This is a genomic window from Streptomyces longhuiensis (genome assembly GCF_020616555.1).
GTDB classification, from domain to species: Bacteria; Actinomycetota; Actinomycetes; order Streptomycetales; family Streptomycetaceae; genus Streptomyces; species Streptomyces longhuiensis.
Genome location: NZ_CP085173.1, coordinates 5,501,611 through 5,522,727 on the forward strand (window position 1 = coordinate 5,501,611; position 21,117 = coordinate 5,522,727).

General features: G+C 70.3%; 17 protein-coding genes. 9 read left to right on the forward strand and 8 right to left on the reverse strand.

What is annotated here, in order from left to right; translation table 11 throughout:
* Positions 1-61 precede the first annotated feature (61 nt).
* The 3 genes from LGI35_RS25490 to LGI35_RS25500 all read right to left on the reverse strand — a co-directional run bounded on the left by LGI35_RS25490 (position 62) and on the right by LGI35_RS25500 (position 3,587).
* Positions 62-1,267 (reverse strand): DUF5667 domain-containing protein, encoded by a 1,206-nt coding sequence (locus LGI35_RS25490; protein ID WP_227296652.1) that lies wholly within the window; start codon positions 1,265-1,267, stop codon positions 62-64.
* Positions 1,268-1,524: 257 nt separating this feature from the next.
* Positions 1,525-2,316, reverse strand: a complete 792-nt coding sequence (locus LGI35_RS25495; protein ID WP_100599392.1) for an ECF subfamily RNA polymerase sigma factor, BldN family — start codon at positions 2,314-2,316, stop codon at positions 1,525-1,527.
* A 326-nt stretch (positions 2,317-2,642) separates the two neighbouring features.
* Positions 2,643-3,587: an HAD family hydrolase gene (locus LGI35_RS25500; protein ID WP_227296653.1), complete on the reverse strand. Its 945-nt coding sequence runs from the start codon at positions 3,585-3,587 to the stop codon at positions 2,643-2,645.
* A 127-nt stretch (positions 3,588-3,714) separates the two neighbouring features.
* Here LGI35_RS25500 and LGI35_RS25505 point away from each other — a divergent pair, with 127 nt between their 5' ends.
* The 6 genes from LGI35_RS25505 to hemB all read left to right on the forward strand — a co-directional run bounded on the left by LGI35_RS25505 (position 3,715) and on the right by hemB (position 10,163).
* A complete protein-coding gene (locus LGI35_RS25505; RefSeq protein WP_116511371.1) occupies positions 3,715-4,002 on the forward strand; it encodes a glutaredoxin family protein in 288 nt (95 codons plus the stop codon).
* A 328-nt stretch (positions 4,003-4,330) separates the two neighbouring features.
* The gene (locus LGI35_RS25510; protein WP_227296654.1) at positions 4,331-5,101 is read left to right on the forward strand and encodes a redox-sensing transcriptional repressor Rex; all 771 of its coding nucleotides are present in this window, start codon (positions 4,331-4,333) and stop codon (positions 5,099-5,101) included.
* On the forward strand, positions 5,098-6,465 hold the full coding sequence (locus LGI35_RS25515) for a glutamyl-tRNA reductase (protein ID WP_227296655.1): 1,368 nt from the start codon (positions 5,098-5,100) through the stop codon (positions 6,463-6,465). The genes LGI35_RS25510 and LGI35_RS25515 overlap by 4 nt, the downstream gene beginning before the upstream one ends.
* Positions 6,462-7,421: a hydroxymethylbilane synthase gene (hemC, locus tag LGI35_RS25520; protein ID WP_227296656.1), complete on the forward strand. Its 960-nt coding sequence runs from the start codon at positions 6,462-6,464 to the stop codon at positions 7,419-7,421. Before LGI35_RS25515 ends, hemC begins: the two co-directional genes overlap by 4 nt.
* Positions 7,418-9,103, forward strand: coding sequence for a bifunctional uroporphyrinogen-III C-methyltransferase/uroporphyrinogen-III synthase (locus LGI35_RS25525; protein WP_227296657.1), 1,686 nt, complete (start codon positions 7,418-7,420; stop codon positions 9,101-9,103). The genes hemC and LGI35_RS25525 overlap by 4 nt, the downstream gene beginning before the upstream one ends.
* Positions 9,104-9,173: 70 nt before the next feature.
* Positions 9,174-10,163, forward strand: a complete 990-nt coding sequence (hemB, locus tag LGI35_RS25530) for a porphobilinogen synthase (RefSeq protein WP_227296658.1) — start codon at positions 9,174-9,176, stop codon at positions 10,161-10,163.
* A gap of 90 nt (positions 10,164-10,253) precedes the next feature.
* On the opposite strand, the gene LGI35_RS25535 is transcribed toward hemB, so the two are convergent.
* Entirely contained in the window at positions 10,254-10,973 is a 720-nt protein-coding gene (locus tag LGI35_RS25535; RefSeq protein WP_341483389.1) for a DUF4232 domain-containing protein, read from the reverse strand.
* Between the two features lie 173 nt (positions 10,974-11,146).
* Here LGI35_RS25535 and LGI35_RS25540 point away from each other — a divergent pair, with 173 nt between their 5' ends.
* Positions 11,147-12,436: a helix-turn-helix domain-containing protein gene (locus LGI35_RS25540; RefSeq protein ID WP_227296659.1), complete on the forward strand. Its 1,290-nt coding sequence runs from the start codon at positions 11,147-11,149 to the stop codon at positions 12,434-12,436.
* Positions 12,437-12,549: 113 nt separating this feature from the next.
* Here LGI35_RS25540 and argS read toward each other — a convergent pair whose 3' ends face one another.
* Positions 12,550-14,316 (reverse strand): arginine--tRNA ligase, encoded by a 1,767-nt coding sequence (gene argS, locus LGI35_RS25545; RefSeq protein ID WP_227296660.1) that lies wholly within the window; start codon positions 14,314-14,316, stop codon positions 12,550-12,552.
* Positions 14,317-14,474: 158 nt separating this feature from the next.
* Here argS and lysS point away from each other — a divergent pair, with 158 nt between their 5' ends.
* The gene (gene lysS / locus LGI35_RS25550) at positions 14,475-16,223 is read left to right on the forward strand and encodes a lysine--tRNA ligase (protein WP_227300501.1); all 1,749 of its coding nucleotides are present in this window, start codon (positions 14,475-14,477) and stop codon (positions 16,221-16,223) included.
* A gap of 59 nt (positions 16,224-16,282) precedes the next feature.
* Here the strand turns inward: lysS and LGI35_RS25555 are convergent, their stop codons facing one another.
* The 3 genes from LGI35_RS25555 to LGI35_RS25565 form a co-directional block, all read right to left on the reverse strand.
* On the reverse strand, positions 16,283-17,587 hold the full coding sequence (locus tag LGI35_RS25555; protein WP_227296661.1) for a DUF2637 domain-containing protein: 1,305 nt from the start codon (positions 17,585-17,587) through the stop codon (positions 16,283-16,285).
* Between the two features lie 199 nt (positions 17,588-17,786).
* Positions 17,787-18,662: a DUF3558 domain-containing protein gene (locus LGI35_RS25560; RefSeq protein ID WP_227296662.1), complete on the reverse strand. Its 876-nt coding sequence runs from the start codon at positions 18,660-18,662 to the stop codon at positions 17,787-17,789.
* 130 nt (positions 18,663-18,792) lie between these two features.
* Positions 18,793-19,677, reverse strand: a complete 885-nt coding sequence (locus LGI35_RS25565; protein ID WP_227296663.1) for a DUF3558 domain-containing protein — start codon at positions 19,675-19,677, stop codon at positions 18,793-18,795.
* Positions 19,678-19,890: 213 nt separating this feature from the next.
* On the opposite strand from LGI35_RS25565, the gene LGI35_RS25570 reads away from it, so the two are divergent.
* Complete coding sequence (locus tag LGI35_RS25570) at positions 19,891-21,084, forward strand: RtcB family protein (RefSeq protein WP_227296664.1); 1,194 nt, start codon at positions 19,891-19,893, stop codon at positions 21,082-21,084.
* Positions 21,085-21,117: the final 33 nt, after the last annotated feature.

The window sequence follows — 21,117 nt, forward strand, 5'->3', positions numbered from 1 at the left end:
CGTGAAGGGGCGGTCACCGAATTTCGGTGGCCGCCCCTTCACGTAGCACGTGACGAAGTGACTAGTCCGCGTCCTCGCTGTCGATTCCCAGGCCGGGCAGCAGGCCTGGGAGGAGGGGCGGGAGTGTGACGTCGGGCTTCGGGGTGGTGTGTTTGCCCTCGGACGGGGTGGGGCTGGTGTCGTCCTCGGGCGGGTCGAGGAGGCCTCCGGTGTCGCCGAGGAGGCCGTCGTCGTCGTGGGTTCCGGAGGAGGACGGTCGGGGTTTGCCCGAGCTGTCCTGGTGGCCGTGCGAGCTTCCGCCGGCCGACGGGGTGGAGCGGTCGTCGCCGGAGGCACTGGGCGTCCTGTCGTGGATGCCGGGCTGTCCGCCGGTGCGGCCGTCCTTTTCGGGGGCCTGCGGGAGCAGGGACCGCAGCGGGTCGACCTCTTGGTCTATGGCGTCGAAGACCGAGCTGACCTGTGCGCCCACGTCGCCGAGTTGTACGGGCAGGCGGTCGCGCAGTGCGTCCCAGTTCTCGCGGTGGGACCGGGTGAACGACGACAGGGCCTGGATGGGGCCGAGCGAGCCGTCCCTGCGGTAGGCCTCGAGGAGCAGGCGGTGGCCCTCGGAGGCGTCGTACTGGACGCCGGAGAGTGTCCGCCTGACTTCGCCGAGGGATTCGTGGTCGAGCTGTCCGCTGCGGCCGCGCTCCATGAGCCGGCGCGCTTCGCTCAGGCGGGTGGAGGCCTGGTCGAGATAGATCTGGCCCCGGTCGGAGTCGCCGTCGGCCATGCCGAGTTTCAGGTCCTCCATCCCGCGTTTCAGTCCGTAGAGGTGGTCACCGGGGAGGGCGTCGGAGCTGGCAGCGGCGACGCCGCCGAAGGCTCCCGCGGCGACACCGACGGTGAGGCCGCCGGCCGCGATGCCCTTGGACAGGCGTGAGCGGGGTCGCAACTTCCGCAGCGGGCTCGCCCGGTGAGCGCCCTTGCGCGCGCGCTGCTCGGGCACTGAAGGGCCTGGGCCCGCACCCCCCGCAGCCGTGCCTTCGAGCAGCATGGCCTCCATGGCGGCCACGAGCTGGGCTCGTTGAACCACCTTGACCTCGGGGTCAAGCTCAGGCTTGGGCAGCTCGTCCAGTCCGGTCGCCAGAGCCAACAGCTTGCCCTGCTCGCCTTGTTCGGCGAGGGGCTCTTCTTGCTGTACGGCCGCAGCTTCCCGGTCGGACTGCTCCTCCAGGGCCTGGGCGAAGGCGTTCGCCCGCCGGTGTGCCGATACGTTCGCGATCACTGGCGGCACCTCCTCTCGTCATGACGGTCGACTCCCCAGGGGGTCCTGAGGGTTGCACACCCTGAGCGCTTCCACACGATCGAGTGAGTGGAAGCAGTCGGGGAGTGACCACAGGGAGCCTGCATCCCGCATAACGAGCGACGCGGCACTTGGGTTACGGACGGCGGATGATCGGACCGCGATCCCATCTGCCCCTCACAGAAGGTGAGTTGACGGCTACAGAGCGACGCGTCGGGTGGGGCGGCCCCCACCGGTCGCTAGCGGGCGTCGTCCGGGAGCAGGCGCGCCAGGGTGCGTACGGCGCGGTACTGGAGCGTCTTGATCGCGCCCTCGTTCTTGCCCATGACCTTGGCCGTCTCGGCGACCGAGAGGCCCTGCAGGAAGCGCAGGGTCACGCACTCCTGCTGCTGGGGGTTGAGCCGGTGCACCGCGTCGAGCAGGGCGGCGTTCGACAGGGACTCCAGGACGGAGTCCTCGGGGCTGCGTTCGACCTCGTTCGCGTCGAGCATTTCGCCGGTGGTCACTTCGAGGCGGAAACGGCTCGATTTGAAGTGGTCGGCGACCAGGTTCCGCGCGATCGTGACCAGCCAGGCGCCGAAGTCGCGCCCCTGCCAGGTGAACGTGCCGATGCGGCGCAGGGCCCGCAGGAAGGTCTCGCTGGTGAGATCCTCGGCCGTCGCCTTCCCGCCGACGCGGTAGTAGATGTAGCGGTAGACGGTGTCGCTGTACTGGTCGTAGAGACGGCCGAACGCGTCGGCCTCGCCCGCCTGGGCGCGCTCGACGAGATCCATCATGCGGGCGCTGTCGCTGTCCGCGGCGGGGCGGCGTGCGGTGGACGTACCGGCGGAACCGGAGCGGGCGCGTCTTCCGACCGTGGTGCTCCCGTCAGCCAGGGCATAGCAAGGACCGGTAGGGCCGTTCGCGGCGGGTGCCGCGACGGCGAGGGCGGGGACGGCGTACGCGGTGGGGACGAAGCCGCGCAAGCGGTCGGAGACCGTTGCGCGCAGCGTAGCCAGGCCCGAGGCGTCAACCCCGACGTGTGGGTACACGGGACTCCCAGAGGCAGAGCTTCCATCACGTGCAGTGCGGGACCGTTCACTCGTCGTGTTGACGTGTGGGTACCGGTTTGCGTCTGAGGAGAATAACGCTTCGTGCAGGGAGCGCTACACCCAGTTGCTCAAATCACCGATTACGTCGCTTCCGTAACTGAACGGAGTCGGTTCAAGTACCGGAGAGTGACCGCTTGTTGATCGGATTAGGTCATGTTCCGTCTGAGCGCGGGGCGTGTTGTGGCCGAGTTGAACCAACGGGACTGGCGGGAGCCGTGCGGGGGTAAGGGGATGCGATTGACGCTCCCGGCCGGGAGCGCCGCGGGTCAGCGGCGACGCCGGTGCAGGGCGACCGCCGCGGCCGTGCCGCCGGCCAGTGCGCCGACTCCCGCCGCGGCCGGGATGCCGACCTTCGCGGCCTTGCGGCCCGTGCGGTAGTCGCGCAGCCGCCAGTCACGTTCGCGTGCGTGCTTGCGCAGTTTGGTGTCCGGATTGATCGCGTAGGGATGTCCTACGAGCGACAGCATCGGGATGTCGTTGTGCGAGTCGCTGTACGCGGCGCAGCGGTTGAGGTCGAGGCCCTCGGCGGCGGCGAGCGCGCGGACGGCCTCGGCCTTCGCGGGGCCGTGCAGGGGTTCGCCGACGAGTTTGCCGGTGTAGACGCCGCCGACGGACTCGGCGACCGTGCCGAGGGCGCCGGTCAGGCCGAGGCGGCGGGCGATGATCGTCGCGGTCTCCACGGGGGCCGCGGTGACGAGCCACACCTTCTGGCCCGCGTCCAGGTGGGCCTGGGCGAGGGCGCGGGTGCCGGGCCAGATGCGCTCGGCCATGTACTCGTCGTAGATCTCCTCGCCGATGGACATCAGCTCGGCGACGCGGTGGCCCTTGACGATGGACAGCGCGCTGTCGCGGGCGTCCTGCATGTGCTCGGGGTCCTCGACCCCGGCGATTCTGAACCAGGCCTGCTGCCAGCCGAACTTGACCAGCTCGCGGCGCTGGAAGAACTTCCGTTTGTAGAGGCCGCGCCCGAAGTGGAAGATCGCGGCGCCCTGCATGACGGTGTTGTCGAGGTCGAAGAAGGCGGCGGCCCTGTCGTCGCCGACGACAGGGAACTCCGTTTCCGGGGTGCCTTCGTCGGGCTGTGTCGCCTCGTCGAGCTGTTCCAGCTCCTGCGACGACTTGCGGGCGGCCTCGGCCGAGGCCTCGCCAGCCAATACGCTCCGCGCGGTGGCGGAGCGCCTACGGGGGGTGAGCCATCCGAGAGCGGCCATGTCGTGAGCATAGCCAGTCTGTTCGGTGGTTCCGGAGTCGTGAGGATTCGGCGTTGTGAACTCTCCGCGACCGAGTCGTTAAACAACTGGCGGGAGAGGTGCGCCGGAAGGCGTCGGCGGAGCGAGAATGGCCGGTATGAGCCCCATTTTTCGCCGGAGCGAGAAGAAGAGCCCCGAGGAGCGTCTGGTCACCCTGGTGGGGAAGCCGGGCTGCCATCTGTGCGACGACGCGCAGGAGGTGATCGAGAAGGTGTGCGGCGAGCTCGGTGCGCCCTGGGAGAAGAAGGACATCACCCAGGACGAGGAGCTGTACCGCTTGTACTGGGAGCAGATCCCCGTGGTGCTCGTGGACGGAGCACAGCATGACTTCTGGAAGGTGAACGAAGATCGACTTCGGCGTGCGCTGACGGGCTGATCCGCCGGTGGTCCGCGGGGGAGTAGCGACCGTCACTGACCGAGCAGTCCAAGTGGTCCGGAAAGTCGCTTAGGATCGGGGGCGGTTTGGTCTCGGGGGCGCGGATCGTAGAGGAGAGTGTGCGGTTTTGCCCCCTTCAAGCAGGCAACGAAGCGGCTTGCGCGCCGGTTCCATATGCGCGCGCCAGGGGCGCGTGACCCCGGTCACGTTGCCCGGGCAAATCGGACACCATCTTTGTGCACGCGTTCACAAAGACATAGCCTGCATTCGACGGGGCGGTCCTGGGACGTACGACCGCCCGCAGCCCCGCTCTACCCGCAGGAGCACCGTGGCAACTGGCCGAACTCACCGACCGGCGACCCGCAGCCGAGGAATTCCCGAGGCCACCGTCGCCCGCCTTCCGCTGTACCTCCGGGCCCTCACCGGCCTGTCGGAGCGCTCGGTTCCCACGGTCTCGTCCGAGGAGCTCGCGGCCGCCGCGGGGGTCAACTCCGCGAAGCTGCGCAAGGACTTCTCGTACCTCGGCTCGTACGGCACCCGCGGTGTGGGCTACGACGTCGAGTACCTCGTCTACCAGATCTCCCGCGAACTCGGCCTCACCCAGGACTGGCCGATCGTGATGGTCGGTATCGGTAACCTCGGCGCCGCCCTGGCCAATTACGGCGGGTTCGCCTCCCGTGGCTTCCGCGTCGCCGCCCTGATCGACGCCGACCCGGCGATGACCGGCAAGTCCGTTGCGGGCATGGCCGTGCAGCACGCCGACGACCTCGAGAAGATCATCGACGACAACGGCGTGTCCATCGGCGTCATCGCGACGCCCGCGGGCGCGGCCCAGCAGGTCTGTGACCGGCTCGTCGCCGCCGGTGTCACCTCGATCCTCAACTTCGCGCCGACCGTCCTGTCCGTGCCGGACGGCGTCGACGTGCGCAAGGTCGACCTCTCCATCGAGCTCCAGATCCTCGCCTTCCACGAGCAGCGCAAGGCCGGCGAGGGCCAGGACGACGCAGATGAGGAAGCCGGCACCGAGCCTCCGGCCGCCGCGGCGAAGCCGGCCCGCAAGGGACCCGACGGGGACGTCCCCGCCGTGATGCAGGCATGAGTCTCCTCGTCGTAGGCCTGAGCCACCGCAGCGCCCCCGTGAGCGTCCTGGAGCGCGCCGCGCTCTCCGCGGACGCCCAGGCGAAGCTGCTCCAGGACACGCTCGCCGCGGAGCCCGCCGCCGAGGCCTCGGTGCTCTCGACGTGCAACCGCATCGAGCTGTACGCCGACGTGGACAAGTTCCACGCGGGTGTCGCCGAGCTCTCGACGCTGCTCGCCCAGCACAGCGGCGTCGGTCTCGAGGAGCTCACTCCTTATCTTTATGTGCACTACGAGGACAGGGCCGTCCACCATCTCTTCTCGGTGGCGTGCGGGCTCGACTCGATGGTCGTGGGCGAGGGCCAGATCCTCGGCCAGATCAAGGACGGCCTCGCGCGCTCCCAGGAGCTGCACACCGCGGGCCGTCTCCTCAACGACCTGTTCCAGCAGGCCCTGCGGGTCGGCAAGCGGGCCCACTCGGAGACCGGGATCGACCGGGCCGGCCAGTCCCTGGTCACGTTCGGTCTGGAGCAGCTGGCCGCCGGGCGTGCCGTCGACGTATGGGCCAAGGACAAGAGCGCCCTGGTGATCGGTGCGGGCTCGATGTCGTCGCTGGCCGCGGCGACGCTCGCGCGCGCCGGGGTCGCCGAGGTCGTCGTCGCCAACCGCACGCTGGAGCGCGCCGAGCGTCTCGCGCAGATCCTGAGCGAGCCCGGCGGTACCGGGGTGGCCGCGCGAGCGGTTCCCATGGACGCCGTCGGTGACGAACTGACACGTGCCGATGTCGTCGTCTCCTGCACCGGAGCGACCGGCCTCGTCCTGACCGAGGCCCAGATCCGGCGCGCCACCGAGGGGCGTACGGGTGGGCTCTCGCTCCTCGACCTCGCGATGCCGCGCGACATCGACGGCGCCGCGCACCGCGTCGGCGGCGTGCGCTTCGTCGACATCGAGTCGCTCGCACAGGCCTCGGCCGACGCGCCGATGGCCGCCGACGTGGACCAGGTGCGGGGCATCGTCTCCGACGAGGTCGCCGCGTTCGGCGCCGCCCAGCGCGCCGCGACCATCACGCCGACCGTCGTCGCCCTGCGCACGATGGCCGCCGACGTGGTCACCGGCGAGATCGCGCGGCTCGACGGGCGCCTGCCGGAGCTCGACGAGAAGCAGCGCGCGGAGATCACCCAGACCGTGCGACGCGTCGTGGACAAGCTCCTGCACGCGCCGACCGTACGGGTCAAGCAGCTGGCCGCCGAGCCCGGCGGTGCCGGGTACGCGGACGCGCTGCGCACCCTTTTCGACCTCGACCCGGAGGCGGTGGCCGCCGTCTCACGGGCCGATCTGAACGAGCTGAACGAGCCGGTAGCCAAGAATCGAGGCCGGGCATCATGACGGACAGGGCACTCAGGCTCGGGACCAGGCGCAGCAAGCTCGCCATGGCTCAGTCGGGGCGCGTGGCCGAGACCGTACGGCAGGTGACGGGGCGGCCCGTCGAGCTGGTCGAGATCACCACGTACGGCGACACGTCCCGCGAGCAGCTGGCGCAGATCGGCGGTACCGGCGTGTTCGTCGTGGCGCTGCGCGAGGCGCTGCTGCGCGGCGACGTCGACTTCGCCGTGCACTCCCTCAAGGACCTGCCGACCACCTCTCACCCGGACCTCACGCTGGCGGCCGTGCCGCTGCGCGAGGACCCGCGCGACGTACTCGTCGCCCGCGACGGACTGACCTTCGCGCAGCTCCCGGAGGGAGCGCGCGTCGGTACCGGTTCGCCGCGCCGCATGTCGCAGCTGAACGCGTACGCGCGCAGCCACGGCATGCACATAGAGACCGTGCCGATACGCGGGAACATCGACACCCGCCTCGGTTACGTGCACAACGGGGAGCTCGACGCCGTCGTGCTCGCCGCCGCCGGACTGAACCGGATCGGCCGCATCGGGGAAGTGACGGACTTCCTCGCGGTCGACACTGTTCTGCCCGCCCCCGGCCAGGGGGCTCTGGCGGTCGAGTGCTCCGCGTCCAACACGGACCTCGCCGCCGCGCTCGGAGAGCTCGACGACTCGTTCACCCGAGTCGCCGTGACCGCCGAGCGATCCCTGCTCGCCGCCCTGGAGGCCGGCTGCAGTGCACCTGTGGGTGCGCTGGCCGACCTGCTGGCCGACGGGCAGATTGCCAACGAAATGCGCCTGCGTGGCGTCGTCGGTACGACCGACGGCTCCGAGCTGGTGCAGCTGTCCACCACCGGTCCCGTGCCCGAGACGGAAGACCAGGCGCTGGCGCTCGGTCGCGAACTCGCTACCGAGATGCTCGCCAAGGGCGCGGCCGGTCTGATGGGGGAGCGAGCACTTTGAGCCCCACCACCTCTGACCCTTCGGCCACCTGGGCAACCGGGCACGTCACCTTCCTGGGTGCCGGTCCCGGAGATCCAGGACTACTGACACTGCGCGCCGTGGAGGCGCTCGCCCGAGCGGATGTGCTGATCGCCGAGCCCGAAGTGCTCGACGTCGTCCGCACACACGCGAAGGCGGGCGTGACCGTCCTCGGCGCGGAGAGCCCGGGCACACCGGGGCAGACGGCTGCTGACGATGCGTCAACTGCCGTCGCGGTCCCCGCGTTGAGGGACTGCGCCAATCTTGTCATGGAGGCCGCGCGGGGCGGCAAGCGGGTCGTACGTGCCGTCAGCGGCGACCCCGGACTCGACACGGACGCGGCCGGGGAGATGCTGGCCTGCGCGGCCGGCGGGGTCTCCTTCGAGGTCGTGCCCGGCATCGCGGCGGCTGTCGGTGTGCCCGCGTACGCCGGTGTTCCGCTGCGGGACGCGCAGGGCGCGGACGTGCGGTTCGTCGACGCCCGTACCGCCTCCGAGCGCTGCTGGACCGAGGTCGGCGCGTCCGACGGCACGGTCGTCGTCTCGACGACGCTCGACGCGGTGGCCGCGGCCGCCGGTGAGCTGGTCGCGGCGGGCCGCAAGCCGGACACCCCGCTGACCGTCACGGTCGCCGGTACGACGACGCGCCAGCGGACCTGGTCCGCGACGCTCGGCACGATCGCCCAGACCTTCAAGCAGGCGAAGGTGCTGCCCTCCCCGGAGGGCGGTCGCCCCGTCATAGCCGTGGTCGGCGAGCGCTCCGCGGCCGCCCAGCGCGACCAGCTCTCGTGGTTCGAGTCCAAGCCGCTGTTCGGCTGGAAGGTGCTCGTGCCGCGGACCAAGGAGCAGGCGGCGTCGCTCTCCGACCAGCTCACGTCGTACGGCGCCGTGCCGCACGAGGTGCCGACGATCGCCGTCGAGCCGCCGCGCACGCCCCAGCAGATGGAGCGCGCGGTCAAGGGCCTCGTCACCGGACGCTACGAGTGGATCGCCTTCACCTCGGTGAACGCGGTCAAGGCCGTGCGCGAGAAGTTCGAGGAGTACGGGCTCGACGCCCGTGCCTTCGCAGGGATCAAGGTCGCCGCGGTGGGCGAGCAGACCGCGAACGCGCTCATCGCGTTCGGGGTGAAGCCCGACCTCGTGCCGAGCGGTGAGCAGTCCGCCGCCGGTCTCCTCGAGGACTGGCCGCCGTACGACCCGGTCTTCGACCCGATCGACCGCGTCTTCCTGCCGCGCGCCGACATCGCCACCGAGACGCTCGTCGCCGGGCTCATCGAACTCGGGTGGGAGGTCGACGACGTGACCGCCTACCGGACGGTGCGGGCGTCGCCGCCGCCGGCGGAGACGCGCGAGGCGATCAAGGGCGGCGGTTTCGACGCCGTGCTGTTCACGTCGTCGTCGACCGTGCGGAACCTGGTCGGTATCGCCGGCAAGCCGCACAACGTGACCGTCATCGCGTGTATCGGCCCCGCGACGGCCAAGACCGCCGAGGAGCACGGGCTGCGCGTGGACGTCATGTCTCCGGAGCCGTCCGTGCACCGGCTGGCGCAGGCGCTGGCCGACTTCGGTGCCAGGCGGCGTACCGCCGCGCTCGAGGCGGGGGATCCTGTGTCCCGGCCGAGCGAGCGGCGGCCGGGTGCGCGGAGGCGTCGGGCGGCGCCGTAAGGCGGCTGCCGACGCAGGGAACAACGGGGGACAGCGGGGGCAACGGGACAGTGAGACACGGAGTGTTGGTGTGACTGAGTACGGATCCTTCCCGGGTGCGCGGCCGCGGCGGCTGCGCACCACCCCCGCCATGCGGCGCATGGTCGCCGAGACGCGGCTGCACCCGGCCGACCTGATCCTTCCCGCGTTCGTGCGGGAGGGCATCGGCGAGCCGGTCGAGATCGGGTCCATGCCCGGTGTCGTGCAGCACACCCGGGACACCCTGAAGAAGGCGGCCGTCGAGGCGCTGGAGGCCGGGGTCTCCGGGATCATGCTCTTCGGCGTGCCGGACGACGCGAAGAAGGACGCCCTCGGGACGGCCGGTACGGACCCCGACGGCATCCTCCAGGTGGCGCTGCGCGATGTGCGCGCCGAGGTCGGCGACGACCTCATCGTCATGTCCGACCTGTGCCTCGACGAGTTCACGGACCACGGGCACTGCGGTGTCCTGGACGCCGAGGGGCGCGTCGACAACGACGCGACGCTGGAGCGGTACGCCGAGATGGCGCAGGTCCAGGCCGACGCGGGTGCCCATGTCGTGGGCCCCAGCGGCATGATGGACGGGCAGGTCGGGGTCATCCGCGACGCGCTCGACACCATCGGCAAGGAGGACGTCTCGATCCTCGCCTACACGGCGAAGTACTCGTCGGCGTTCTACGGGCCGTTCCGTGAGGCCGTCGGCTCCTCGCTGACCGGCGACCGCAAGACGTACCAGCAGGACCCGGCGAACGTCCGGGAGTCCCTGCGGGAGCTGGCGCTCGACCTCGAGGAGGGCGCCGACATGGTGATGGTCAAGCCGGCCGGTCCCTACCTCGACATCCTCGCCAAGGTCGCCGAGTCGGTGGACGTGCCGGTCGCCGCGTACCAGATCAGCGGCGAGTACGCGATGATCGAGGCCGCCGCGCAGCGCGGCTGGATCGAGCGCGACCGGGCCATCCTGGAGGCGCTCCTCGGTATCAAGCGGGCCGGCGCGAACATGATCCTCACGTACTGGGCGACGGAGGTCGCACGCGGCCTGTGACCGCGCCCGATCCCTGAACTCCCGCTGCCCCGCCGGTACTTGACCGGCGGGGCAGTTTTCTTTCACGTTCGGCAGGTCACCTGGTCACGGTCACCAGGCCAGCGCGTCGCTCATCGACTGCTGCCAGTACGTGACCTTGAGCGAGTCGTCGATGTAGACGCCCTTCGCGGGCAGCGGGGCCTTGGCGCCGGGGCCGCCGTCGTTGGTGTTGCGGCCCTGGAAGAACACCTCGAGCGTCTTCTCCGTACGCCCGTTGGAGCCGCCGCCGTCGTCGCCGCCGGAGAGGGCGACGCCCGCGTAGGCGGACTGGCCCGGCGGCAGGGAGACCACCGCCTGCGGCTTCGAGTCGTCGATCACCGGCGGGACCGACTGGGCCTCGCCGAAGCGGACCGCCGGGTAGCCGTACAGGTCGCATCGCTTGGAGCCGGTGTTGGTCACCGTCAGGAGCATGTGGTTGACGGGGCGCGAGACGGACTGGGCGGCGACCTTGACCGTGGAGCCGTTGCACGTGACGCGGGCGGTGGAAGAGGTGGGGTTGTTCTTGCCGGTGGAGGCGGGCTGGGGCTTCGGCTTGGTGGTGGCGCCGGTGCCCGTCCCGGTGCCGGTCTTGTCGTCCGTCGTGGATCCGGCGCTCGTGTCCTTGCCGCTGTCGCCGCCGGCCGGCGCCGACTTCGACGGCTGCTGCGACGCGCCCTCGTCGCGGACCCCGTCCCCGTTGTTGCAGGCGGTCAGGGAGAGCGCGGCCAGGGCGACCGTGGCGGCGGCCGTGAGGAGGCGGACACGGGAGCGGGTGGGTGCGGCGATGGACACTGGTGATCCCCTTCGGAAGCGGCGTGCTTGGATGACCAGAGCTTGTGCGGTGATCTGTCCCAATCACCAGCGCTACACGACCACTTGGGACGCTGGAACGTTCGTACCGGCTCTGACCTGGGGAAACGACCTTGCCCTGGAACGCCGGAATGGGATGAGGGGGTTGGGGAACCGTGGCTGACGCTGACGGGACGGCCGAGTTCGCGACGCTGCTGCGAGGGCTGAAGGACCGCTCGGGTCTGAGTTACGGCGTACTCGCGAAGCGGCTGCACATGAGCACGTCGACGCTGCACCGGTACTGCAACGGGGACGCGGTGCCGGTCGACTACGCGCCGGTCGAGCGGCTGGCGCGGGTGTGCAAGGCCGGTCCCGAGGAGCTCGTCGAGCTGCACCGGTTGTGGGTCCTCGCGGACGCGGCGCGCAGGACGAAGGCGGTGGCGGCAGCGGAGGAGCCCCCGGCGGTGGCGCCGATGCCTGCGTCCGATCCGGAGCCTGTGTCCGATGTGGCGCTCGTGCCCGATGTGGCGCCGGTGCCCGACGCGGAGCCCTTGCCCGCTCCCGGGAAGCGGCGCTCGCGGCGCGCGGTCGTGCTCGCCGCCGCACTGGCCGTCGTCGTGGCCGGGGGCGCCGGCGCGTTCGCCGTGCACCTCGTCGGGGGCGGAAGCGGTGACGGCGGCGGCCGGAAGGACCGCGCCGGGGCCACCTCGTCCGTCACACAGGGAGCCCGTTCCGCGGACCCGTCCGGTACGGCGTCCCCGTCACCGGGCCGCAAGCACAAGCCCTCCGCGGGCCCGTCCCGCAGCGCCGCCCCGGGCGGTGCCGCGCCGGGCACCCCGTCGGCCCCGGCGGCCGGTGGGGTCACCGGCACCCCGCTGACGGTGGCCACGACGCCGTACGTCTACGAGGACCCCTGCAGCCAGCACTTCCTGATCGACAGGCCGCCGGCCGAGGTGCCTCCGCCGCCCCTCGAACAGGACGCCCCGAACTGGGTCGGTGCGATCGGCGCCGTCGCTTCGGGGGAGCAGTTCATCAAGCTCACGGTCCAGGGGACCGGCAGCGACACCGTGGTCCTGGAGGACCTGGACGTCCGCGTCGTGAAGTCCGGTGCGCCGCTCGCGTGGAACGACTACTCGATGGGCGTGGGCTGCGGCGGCGGGGTCGGGACGAAGTCGTTCGGCGTGGACCTCGACGCGCCCCGCCCGGTCTCCGCGCCCAGGAACGGGCAGCGGGATTTCCCGTACAAGGTCAGCGAGAGCGACCCCGAGGTCTTCTACATCAAGGCGAACACCAAGGCCCACGACGTCAGTTGGGTCCTGGAGCTGAAGTGGTCGAGCGGCTCCCGCCACGGCGTCCTGAAGGTCGACGACCAGGGGCGGGCGTTCCGCACCAGCGCCGATGTCGGGCGCCCCGGCTATGACTACCCGATCGGGGCGGGCAGCTGGGGCGAGCGCGTCGACGGATAGCCGCCGGCCCACCGAACGACTGTGCCCCGCCGGATACTTCCGGCGGGGCACAGTCGGCGTATCGGACTCACCCGGCGTATCGGGCTGCCGGGTATCGGAGGACCGAGGCCGGGTCAGAGGCGCTCGGGCGTCCTGATGCCCAGGAGCGCCATGCCCTGGTGCAGCGTGCGGGCCGTCAGGTCGCACAGGAACAGCCGGTTCTCGGCGACCTCCGGCGCGGGCGCCGGCTTCACGACCGGGCACTGGTCGTAGAACGTCGTGTACAGCGACGCGAGCTGGTACAGGTACGCGGCCAGCTTGTGCGGCTCGTACGACGACGCGACCTCGGCCAGCGTCTCGCCGAACTGGTCCAGGTGCAGGCCGAGGGCCCGCTCCGCCGGGGCCAGCTCCAGCTCCGGGTGCGCGAGCGGCCTGCGGTCGCCCGCCTTGCCGAAGATCGAGCGGATACGGGCGTACGCGTACTGGAGGTACACGCTCGTATCGCCGTTCAGCGACACCATCTGGTCCAGGTCGAACTTGTAGTCCCGCACGGCGGAGGTCGACAGGTCGGCGTACTTCACCGCGCCGATGCCGACGTACACGCCGTTCTCGACGATCTCCTCCTCGGCCAGGCCCACCTTCTCGGCCTTCTCGCGCACGACGGACGTGGCGCGGTCGATCGCCTCGTCGAGGAGGTCGACCAGCCTCACCGTCTCGCCCTCACGGGTCTTGAACGGCTTGCCGTCCTTGCCGAGGACCGTGCCGAAGGCCAGCTGGTGCGCCTTCACGTCCTCGTTCAGCCAGCCGGCGCGGCGGGCCGTCTCGAAGACCATCTTGAAGTGGAGCGACTGCCGGGCGTCCACGACGTAGAGGAGCGTCGACGCCTTGAGGTTCTGGACGCGGTCCCGGATCGCGGAGAGGTCGGTCGCGGCGTAGCCGTAGCCGCCGTTCGACTTCTTGACGATCAGGGGGACCTTGTTGCCGTCGGGGCCCAGCACGTCGTCGAAGAAGACGCACAGCGCACCCTCGGAGCGGACGGCGACGCCCGACTCCTCCAGGATCCGGCAGGTCTCCTCGAGCATGTCGTTGTAGCCGGACTCGCCGACCACGTCCGGGTCGTCGATCTGCATGTCGAGCTTGTTGAAGACCGAGTAGAAGTAGATCTTCGACTCGTCGACGAAGCGCTGCCACAGGGCGATGGTCTCCGCGTCCCCGGCCTGGAGGGCCACGACGCGGTCCCGGGAGCGGGCCTTGAACTCCTCGTCGGAGTCGAAGAGCGCGCGCGAGGCCTTGTAGAGCCGGTTCAGCGACGACATCGCCGCCTCGCCGTCCTCCTTGTCGCCCTCGTGGTCCAGCTCGTGCGGGTGCTCCAGGAGGTACTGGATGAGCATGCCGAACTGGGTGCCCCAGTCGCCGATGTGGTGGCGCCGGACGACCTTCTCGCCGGTGAACTCCAGGATCTCGACCATCGCGGCGCCGATCACGGCGGACCGCAGGTGGCCGACGTGCATCTCCTTCGCCACGTTCGGCTGGGCGTAGTCGATGACCGTCGTGCCCGCGTCCTGCTGGAACGGCACGCCGAGGCGGTCGTCGGCGGCGCGGGCTGCCAGGGTCTCGATGATGGCCTTGTCGGCGATCGTGATGTTCAGGAAGCCGGGGCCCGAGACCTCGACGTCCTTGATCACGTCGTTGGCCGGGAGCGCGTCCAGGACGGTCGCCGCGAGCTCGCGCGGGTTCGCCTTCGCCTTCTTGGCGAGGGCCAGGATCCCGTTGGCCTGGAAGTCGGCCCGGTCACTTCGTCGCAGCAGCGGGTCGGCGGCGCCGGCCTCCGGCAGGGCGGCCGAGAGGGCGTCCGCGAGACGCTGGTGGACGGAAGCGGTGAGGGACGTGACCGAGGCCATGGGTGAGGTGCCGTTCTGCTCGGGTGCCTGGGTTTCTCCATATACAGAGAAGCTCAGTATCCCACGCGGTGAAAAGCGGTTTTCGCGGATGGGGGCGCAGCTGGGAGAATGGAACGGTCAGGCGTCCCTGACGCACTCCACGTATGAGGAAGAAGGACGTGCCGATCGTGGCTCAGAGCACAGAGACCACCGACTGGGTCTCCCGTTACGCGGACGAGGTCATTGCCGAGTCGGAGCGTCGTGCCCCGGGCAAACCCGTTGTCGTCGCGTCCGGACTCTCCCCGTCCGGTCCCATCCACCTGGGGAACCTGCGCGAGGTCATGACCCCACACCTGGTCGCCGACGAGGTCCGCCGCCGTGGGTACGAGGTCCGGCACCTGATCTCCTGGGACGACTACGACCGGTACCGCAAGGTCCCGGCCGGTGTCCCCGGCGTCGACGAGTCCTGGGCCGAGCACATCGGCAAGCCGCTCACCTCGGTCCCGGCGCCCGCCGGATCGGCGTACCCGAACTGGGCGGAGCACTTCAAGGCCGCGATGACCGGGGCGCTCGGCGAGCTGGGCGTCGAGTTCGACGGCATCAGCCAGACCGAGCAGTACACGTCGGGCGTCTACCGCGAGCAGATCCTGCACGCGATGAAGCACCGCGGTGACATCGACGCGATCCTCGGCCAGTACCGCACGAAGAAGGCTCCGCCGAAGCAGCAGCAGAAGCAGCAGAAGCCGGTCGACGAGGCCGAGCTGGAGGCCGCCGAGGGCTCCGGCGCGGCGAACGAGGACGACGGCAGTGGCGGCGCGGGCGGCTACTACCCGTACAAGCCGTTCTGCGGCGAGTGCGGCAAGGACCTCACCACCGTCACGTCGTACGACGACGAGACGACGGAGCTGTCCTACACCTGCACGCTCGACGGCCACAGCGAGACGGTTCGGCTGACGGAGTTCAACCGCGGCAAGCTGGTCTGGAAGGTCGACTGGCCGATGCGCTGGGCGTTCGAGGGCGTGATCTTCGAGCCGTCCGGTGTCGACCACTCGTCCCCGGGCTCGTCGTTCCAGGTCGGCGGGCAGATCGTCGGGATCTTCGGCGGCAAGCAGCCGATCGGCCCGATGTACGCGTTCGTCGGCATCAGCGGCATGGCGAAGATGTCCTCCAGCAAGGGCGGGGTCCCGACCCCGGCCGACGCGCTCCAGATCATGGAGCCGCAGCTGCTTCGCTGGCTGTACGCCCGCCGCCGGCCCAACCAGTCCTTCAAGATCGCCTTCGACCAGGAGATCCAGCGGCTCTACGACGAGTGGGACAAGCTCGCCTCCAAGGTCGCCGACGGCTCGGTCCTGCCGGCGGACGCCGCCGCGTACACGCGTGCCGTGGGCACCGCGGCCGGTGAACTGCCGCGCACCCCGCGGCCGTTGCCGTACCGCACCCTGGCCTCCGTCGCCGACGTCACCGCCGGCGCCGAGGACCAGACCCTGCGCATCCTCAGCGAGCTCGACCCGGAGAACCCGGTCACCGCGCTCGACGAGGTGCGGCCGAGGCTCGACCGGGCCGAGGCGTGGATCAGCAAGTACGTGCCCGCAGAGTCGCGCACCCTGGTGCGCGCCGAGCCGGACACGCAGGCGCTGGCCGCGCTCGACGACGAGGCCCGCGAGTCGCTGCGGCTCCTCCTCGACGGGCTGGACTCGCACTGGTCCCTCGACGGCCTGACGCACCTCGTCTACGGCGTGCCGAAGGTCCAGGCGGGCTTCTCGCCGGACGCGACGCCGAAGGAGCTGCCGCCGGAGATCAAGACGGCCCAGCGGTCGTTCTTCGCGCTCCTGTACGACCTGCTCGTCGGCCGTGACACCGGGCCGCGGCTGCCCACGCTGCTGCTCGCCGTGGGCGCGGACCGGGTGCGCAAGCTGCTCGGAGCCTGAGCGAACGGAAGGGGCCGCACCGGATGTTCCGGTGCGGCCCCTTCCGCGTCTGTGGCGGGTCAGGCGATGTGGTCCTCGATGAACTCGCTGTTCAGCCGCTGCATGAACAGGTCCATGTAGCGGTGCAGGTCACGCGGTTCAAGGCTGGTTCCGAACGTCGCCTCGACGTTCGCGTGGAACGTGCCCGGGGTGGGCCCGCCCTCGCCGTCTATCGACTTGCGGAACACCTGGTACAGGTCCTCCTCCGTCGGCGGCTCCTCGCCGGTCTCGATGCCCTCACCGAGCTGGCGGGTGCGGTTGGGCCCGGACGGAACGGGGAACTCCGGCTCCTGCGCCTGCATCTGCATCTGCGCGGGGACGAAGGCCTCGGCCGGCAACTGCTCCTGGACCTGACCGGGAGCCTGGTCGTCCTGCTGCTCCTGGTACCAGGGTTCGTACTCCTGCTCAGGCACGTACGTCGGGTCGTAGCCACCGTCGTACGACGCCGGCTGAGGCGGGGTCGCGAACCACGGGCTCGACTCCTCGCCGGCGGCAGCGGCAGCGGCGGCGGCGGCCGCGGCCGGAGTCCCGGGCGCGACGGCGGCCGGCTGCGGACCGGTGGCCACGGGAGCGGGGCGTTCCAGTTCGGGTACGGGGGCGGCCGGTGACGGTGACGGTGCCGGGGGCAGCAGCGCGGGCTCGATGCCGGCGGCGGCCAGGCCCGAGGGGGCGGTCTCCGCGAGCGGGACGCCGTAGCGCGCGAGGCGCAGCGGCATCAGGGACTCGACGGGGGCCTTGCGGCGCCAGGCGCGGCCGAAACGGGAGTGCAGACGGGCCTGGTAGACGAGACGGTCCTGCTCCAGCTTGATGACCTGCTCGTAGGAGCGCAGTTCCCACAGCTTCATGCGGCGCCACAGCAGGAACGTGGGCAGCGGGGAGAGCAGCCAGCGCGTGAGGCGCACGCCCTCCATGTGCTTGTCGGCCGTGATGTCCGCGATCCGGCCCACGGCGTGCCGCGCGGCCTCGACCGAGACGACGAACAGGATCGGGATGACGGCGTGCATGCCGACGCCGAGGGGGTCCGGCCAGGCGGCCGCGCCGTTGAACGCGATCGTCGCCGCGGTCAGCAGCCACGCCGTCTGGCGCAGCAGGGGGAACGGTATGCGGATCCAGGTCAGCAGCAGGTCCAGGGCGAGCAGTACGCAGATACCCGCGTCGATGCCGATCGGGAACACATAGCTGAAGTTCCCGAACCCCTTCTGGAGCGCGAGTGAGCGAACGGCCGCGTACGAACCCGCGAAACCGATGCCGGCGATGACCACCGCACCGGCGACGACCACGCCGATGAGTATGCGGTGCGTCCGTGTCAGCTGTGGCGCGGCCACACGTGCTCCCCTCCCTGTACGCCTTGTTGCGCGCAACAGCCTCGCACATCGGCGCGCGGGTCCGTGGCCCGGTACGGCGGGAGCCCGGCCCCATAAGGGACCGGGCTCCGCAAAAGGCGTGACCGGCAAGTGAGTTGAGGCCCGCCCGGCGCCGACCGGGGGCCACGGAGGGCCACTTGGCGGCCGGTCGCCTACAGGGTCACGACTTCGAGGACGCCTTGTCCGACGGCGTGGCCGAGGTCTTCGAGGACGACTTCTCGGACGGCTTCGCGGAAGACTTGGCGGACGCCTTCTCCGACGGCTCGGAGGAGGCCTTGTCCGACGGCTTCGACGACGCGGAACCGGCGGTGTCCGAGCCGCCCGCGCCGTTCGCCGAGACGACCGCCGCGGCGGCGTCCTTCGCCGCCTTCTCGGCGTCCTTCACCAGCTCGTCGGCGCCCGGCGTCGTCTCGCCCGCGAGACCCGCGCCGTTGTAGTCGATCGTGACGACGACGTTCTCGACGCGCGTGACGACCGTCTGCTGCTTGAAGGTGCCTTCCTTCTTCTTCAGCTCGTACGTCACCGCAGTCGCCTCGTCGCCCGTGCCGCTGACCGGCTCCGCCTTCGGGGACTTCGCGCCGTCCACGGACTGCGCGTCGGTCACCTGCTTGGTGAAGTACTCGTGCGCCAGCTTGTTGCCGCTGCCGCGGGCCGCGTCCGAGTCGAAACGCATCAGCGACGCGTTGAGCCAGCGGAACTGCGACCCCTTCACGCCCTTGTTGTCGAGGCTCGACCAGGAGCAGGTGCCCCGCACCGACTCGTCGTCGGAGGAGCCCGCCTTGCCCGACTTCGCCTCCGGGACGAGATCGTCGAGCGTCTTCTTCGAGATCGCGGCGCACGGCTGCGGCAGCGAGTCGTACGCCGCCGCCTTCACCTTGGCGGCCGCGTCACTCGGGGAGGCCGACGCCTTCGAGGAGCGCTTGTCGGCCCCGTCGCCGGAGTCCGAGCCGGAGGAGCAGCCGGATGCCACGAGGATCACCGGCACGGCGGCTGCGCAGACAAATATGCGGGTGAGTCGCTTGGTCGGTCGGTGCATGGTTCCTTATTCTCCGGGTTTGCCTGGTACGTACCCGAGAGGTGCGGCCCGGGTCCGATGGGCCACCGTACGCCCAAGCCGGGCGGCGCGACTCCGCTTCCGCGGACCCGCGCACCCGCGCTACCACCGGTTACCCGCCCAGCGTCCCGGCCAGCTTCTGGGCCAGTTCCTGCGCCCTGTCCTGCATTTCCTTGCTGTCCGGCACCTTCGCGGCGGGGCCCGGCTGCTGCTCGTACTCGACGGTCACGATGACGTTGGACGTGCGGAACACCACAGTCACCGTGCGGTGGCCGCCCGCCGACGCGGACGCCGTCAGCTGGTCGTCGAGGAACGCCTCGTCGGCCAGCCCCTCGAGAGCGCGGGGCTGCAGGTCGGCGCCCGGAGCGGAGTCGTCCGACGGGCTCGACGAGGCGTCGTCCGTCTTGCCCGAGGCCTCGTCCGAGGCTTCGTCGTCCGTCTTGCCCGACTTCTTCCCTGCCTTCTCCGAGTCGTCCCCGGCGTCCTTGTCGGCGCCGGCCGAGGGGGAGTCGGAAGCGGTCGGCGACGTCGTGTCCGTCGGGACCGGCTCCGGCAGGTGCGCGTCGGTCCGCTTCGACGTGAAGACCTGGCCGGCCTCGGTGTCGTCACTGACCGTGTTGTCGTAGGACACGACCCGTTCGAAGTCGACCAGCAGGCGATGCGTCGCGTCCGCCCCGTCGTCCTTCCAGCGGCAGCCCACGCGCCGGTCCGTGTCGTACGTGACCGTGGCCGCGCCCTCGTACGCCTTGTCGCGCTGCTCGCCCTCTGGGAGCTGCTTGATGCCGGGCAGCATCTTGTCGAGGGTGCCCTTGTCGAGCTGGCGGCACGGCTCGGGCAGGGTGCGGTACTTGCCGGGCCGGGCGGCCACGGCGCTGGTGCCGACGTCGCCGGGCTTGGAGTCGGTGGCGTCACCGGTGGCCCCGGAGCCTCCGGTGCAGCCGGTGAGCAGCGCTGCGAGGAGCGCGGCGACGCCGGGTACGTACGCCTTCCGCTGCACGGTGATGGCCCCTCTCGACAAGGTGACACGTCGTCGGACGTGCTTATTCGGTTGCCGTCGCAGGACGGCCGATGGACACAATGTGTATCGCACGCACTGCTGTGAACGCCGGTCCGATATCCCATTCGTCGACCTTGGCGCCGGTATTTGCGATTACAGACTTTTGATCAAGTACGCGAACGTACGGGAGCGTACGGGGGAAACGAGGACACTATGTCGTATGTAGAGGTACCGGGAGCGAAGGTGCCGATCCGGATGTGGACGGATCCGGCGTCGGTCGAGGACGTGGCGATGCAGCAGCTGCGCAATGTCTCGACGTTGCCGTGGATCAAGGGTCTGGCCGTGATGCCCGATGTGCACTTCGGCAAGGGGGCGACGGTCGGCTCGGTCATCGCGATGCACGGCGCGGTCTGCCCGGCGGCGGTGGGCGTGGACATCGGCTGCGGCATGTCGGCGGTGAAGACGTCCCTGACGGCGAATGACCTGCCCGGGGACCTGTCCCGGCTGCGCTCGAAGATCGAGCAGGCGATCCCGGTGGGTCGCGGTATGCACGACGACCCGGTGGATCCGGGGCGGCTGCACGGCTTCGGCACGGGCGCCTGGGACGACTTCTGGGGGCGTTTCGAGGGGGTCGCGGACGCGGTGAAGTTCCGTGAGGAACGGGCCGCGAAGCAGATGGGGACGCTCGGCGGCGGGAACCACTTCTGGGAGTTTTGTCTCGATACCGACAATTCGGTCTGGGTCATGCTCCATTCGGGTTCGCGGAACATCGGCAAGGAACTGGCCGACCACCACATCGGCGTCGCGCAGAAGCTGTCGCACAATCAGGGCCTGGTCGACCGGGACCTCGCGGTGTTCATCGCGCAGACCCCGCAGATGGCGGCGTACCGCAACGACCTGTTCTGGGCGCAGGAATACGCGAAGTACAACCGCGCGATCATGATGGCGCTCTCCCTGGACGTGATTCGCCGCGAGTTCAAGAAGGCGAAGCCGACGTTCGAGCCGGTGATCTCCTGCCACCACAACTATGTGTCGGAGGAGCGCTACGACGGCATGGACCTGCTCGTCACCCGGAAGGGCGCGATCCGTGCGGGTTCCGGTGAGTACGGGATCATCCCGGGCTCGATGGGCACGGGCTCGTACATCGTGAAGGGCCTCGGGAACGTGGCGTCGTTCAACTCGGCGTCGCACGGTGCCGGCCGCAGGATGAGCCGGAACGCCGCGAAGAAGCAGTTCTCGACGAAGGACCTGGAGGAGCAGACGCGGGGCGTGGAGTGCCGTAAGGACTCCGGCGTCGTCGACGAGATCCCGGGTGCCTACAAGCCGATCGAGAAGGTCATCGACCAGCAGCGCGACCTGGTCGAGGTCGTCGCGAAGCTGAAGCAGGTCATCTGCGTGAAGGGCTGAACGGCCCTCGGCGCGCGCCTGCTTCGCCGCTCG

Bases quoted from the DNA above. Each gene is read 5' to 3' on its own strand.
- LGI35_RS25500 (WP_227296653.1), bottom strand. From the start codon at position 3,587: ATGGCCGCTCTCGGATGGCTCACCCCCCGTAGGCGCTCCGCCACCGCG.
- LGI35_RS25505 (WP_116511371.1), top strand. From the start codon at position 3,715: ATGGCCGGTATGAGCCCCATTTTTCGCCGGAGCGAGAAGAAGAGCCCC.
- LGI35_RS25515 (WP_227296655.1), top strand. From the start codon at position 5,098: ATGAGTCTCCTCGTCGTAGGCCTGAGCCACCGCAGCGCCCCCGTGAGC.
- hemC (WP_227296656.1), top strand. From the start codon at position 6,462: ATGACGGACAGGGCACTCAGGCTCGGGACCAGGCGCAGCAAGCTCGCC.
- argS (WP_227296660.1), bottom strand. From the start codon at position 14,316: ATGGCCTCGGTCACGTCCCTCACCGCTTCCGTCCACCAGCGTCTCGCG.
- LGI35_RS25560 (WP_227296662.1), bottom strand. From the start codon at position 18,662: ATGCACCGACCGACCAAGCGACTCACCCGCATATTTGTCTGCGCAGCC.
- LGI35_RS25570 (WP_227296664.1), top strand. From the start codon at position 19,891: ATGTCGTATGTAGAGGTACCGGGAGCGAAGGTGCCGATCCGGATGTGG.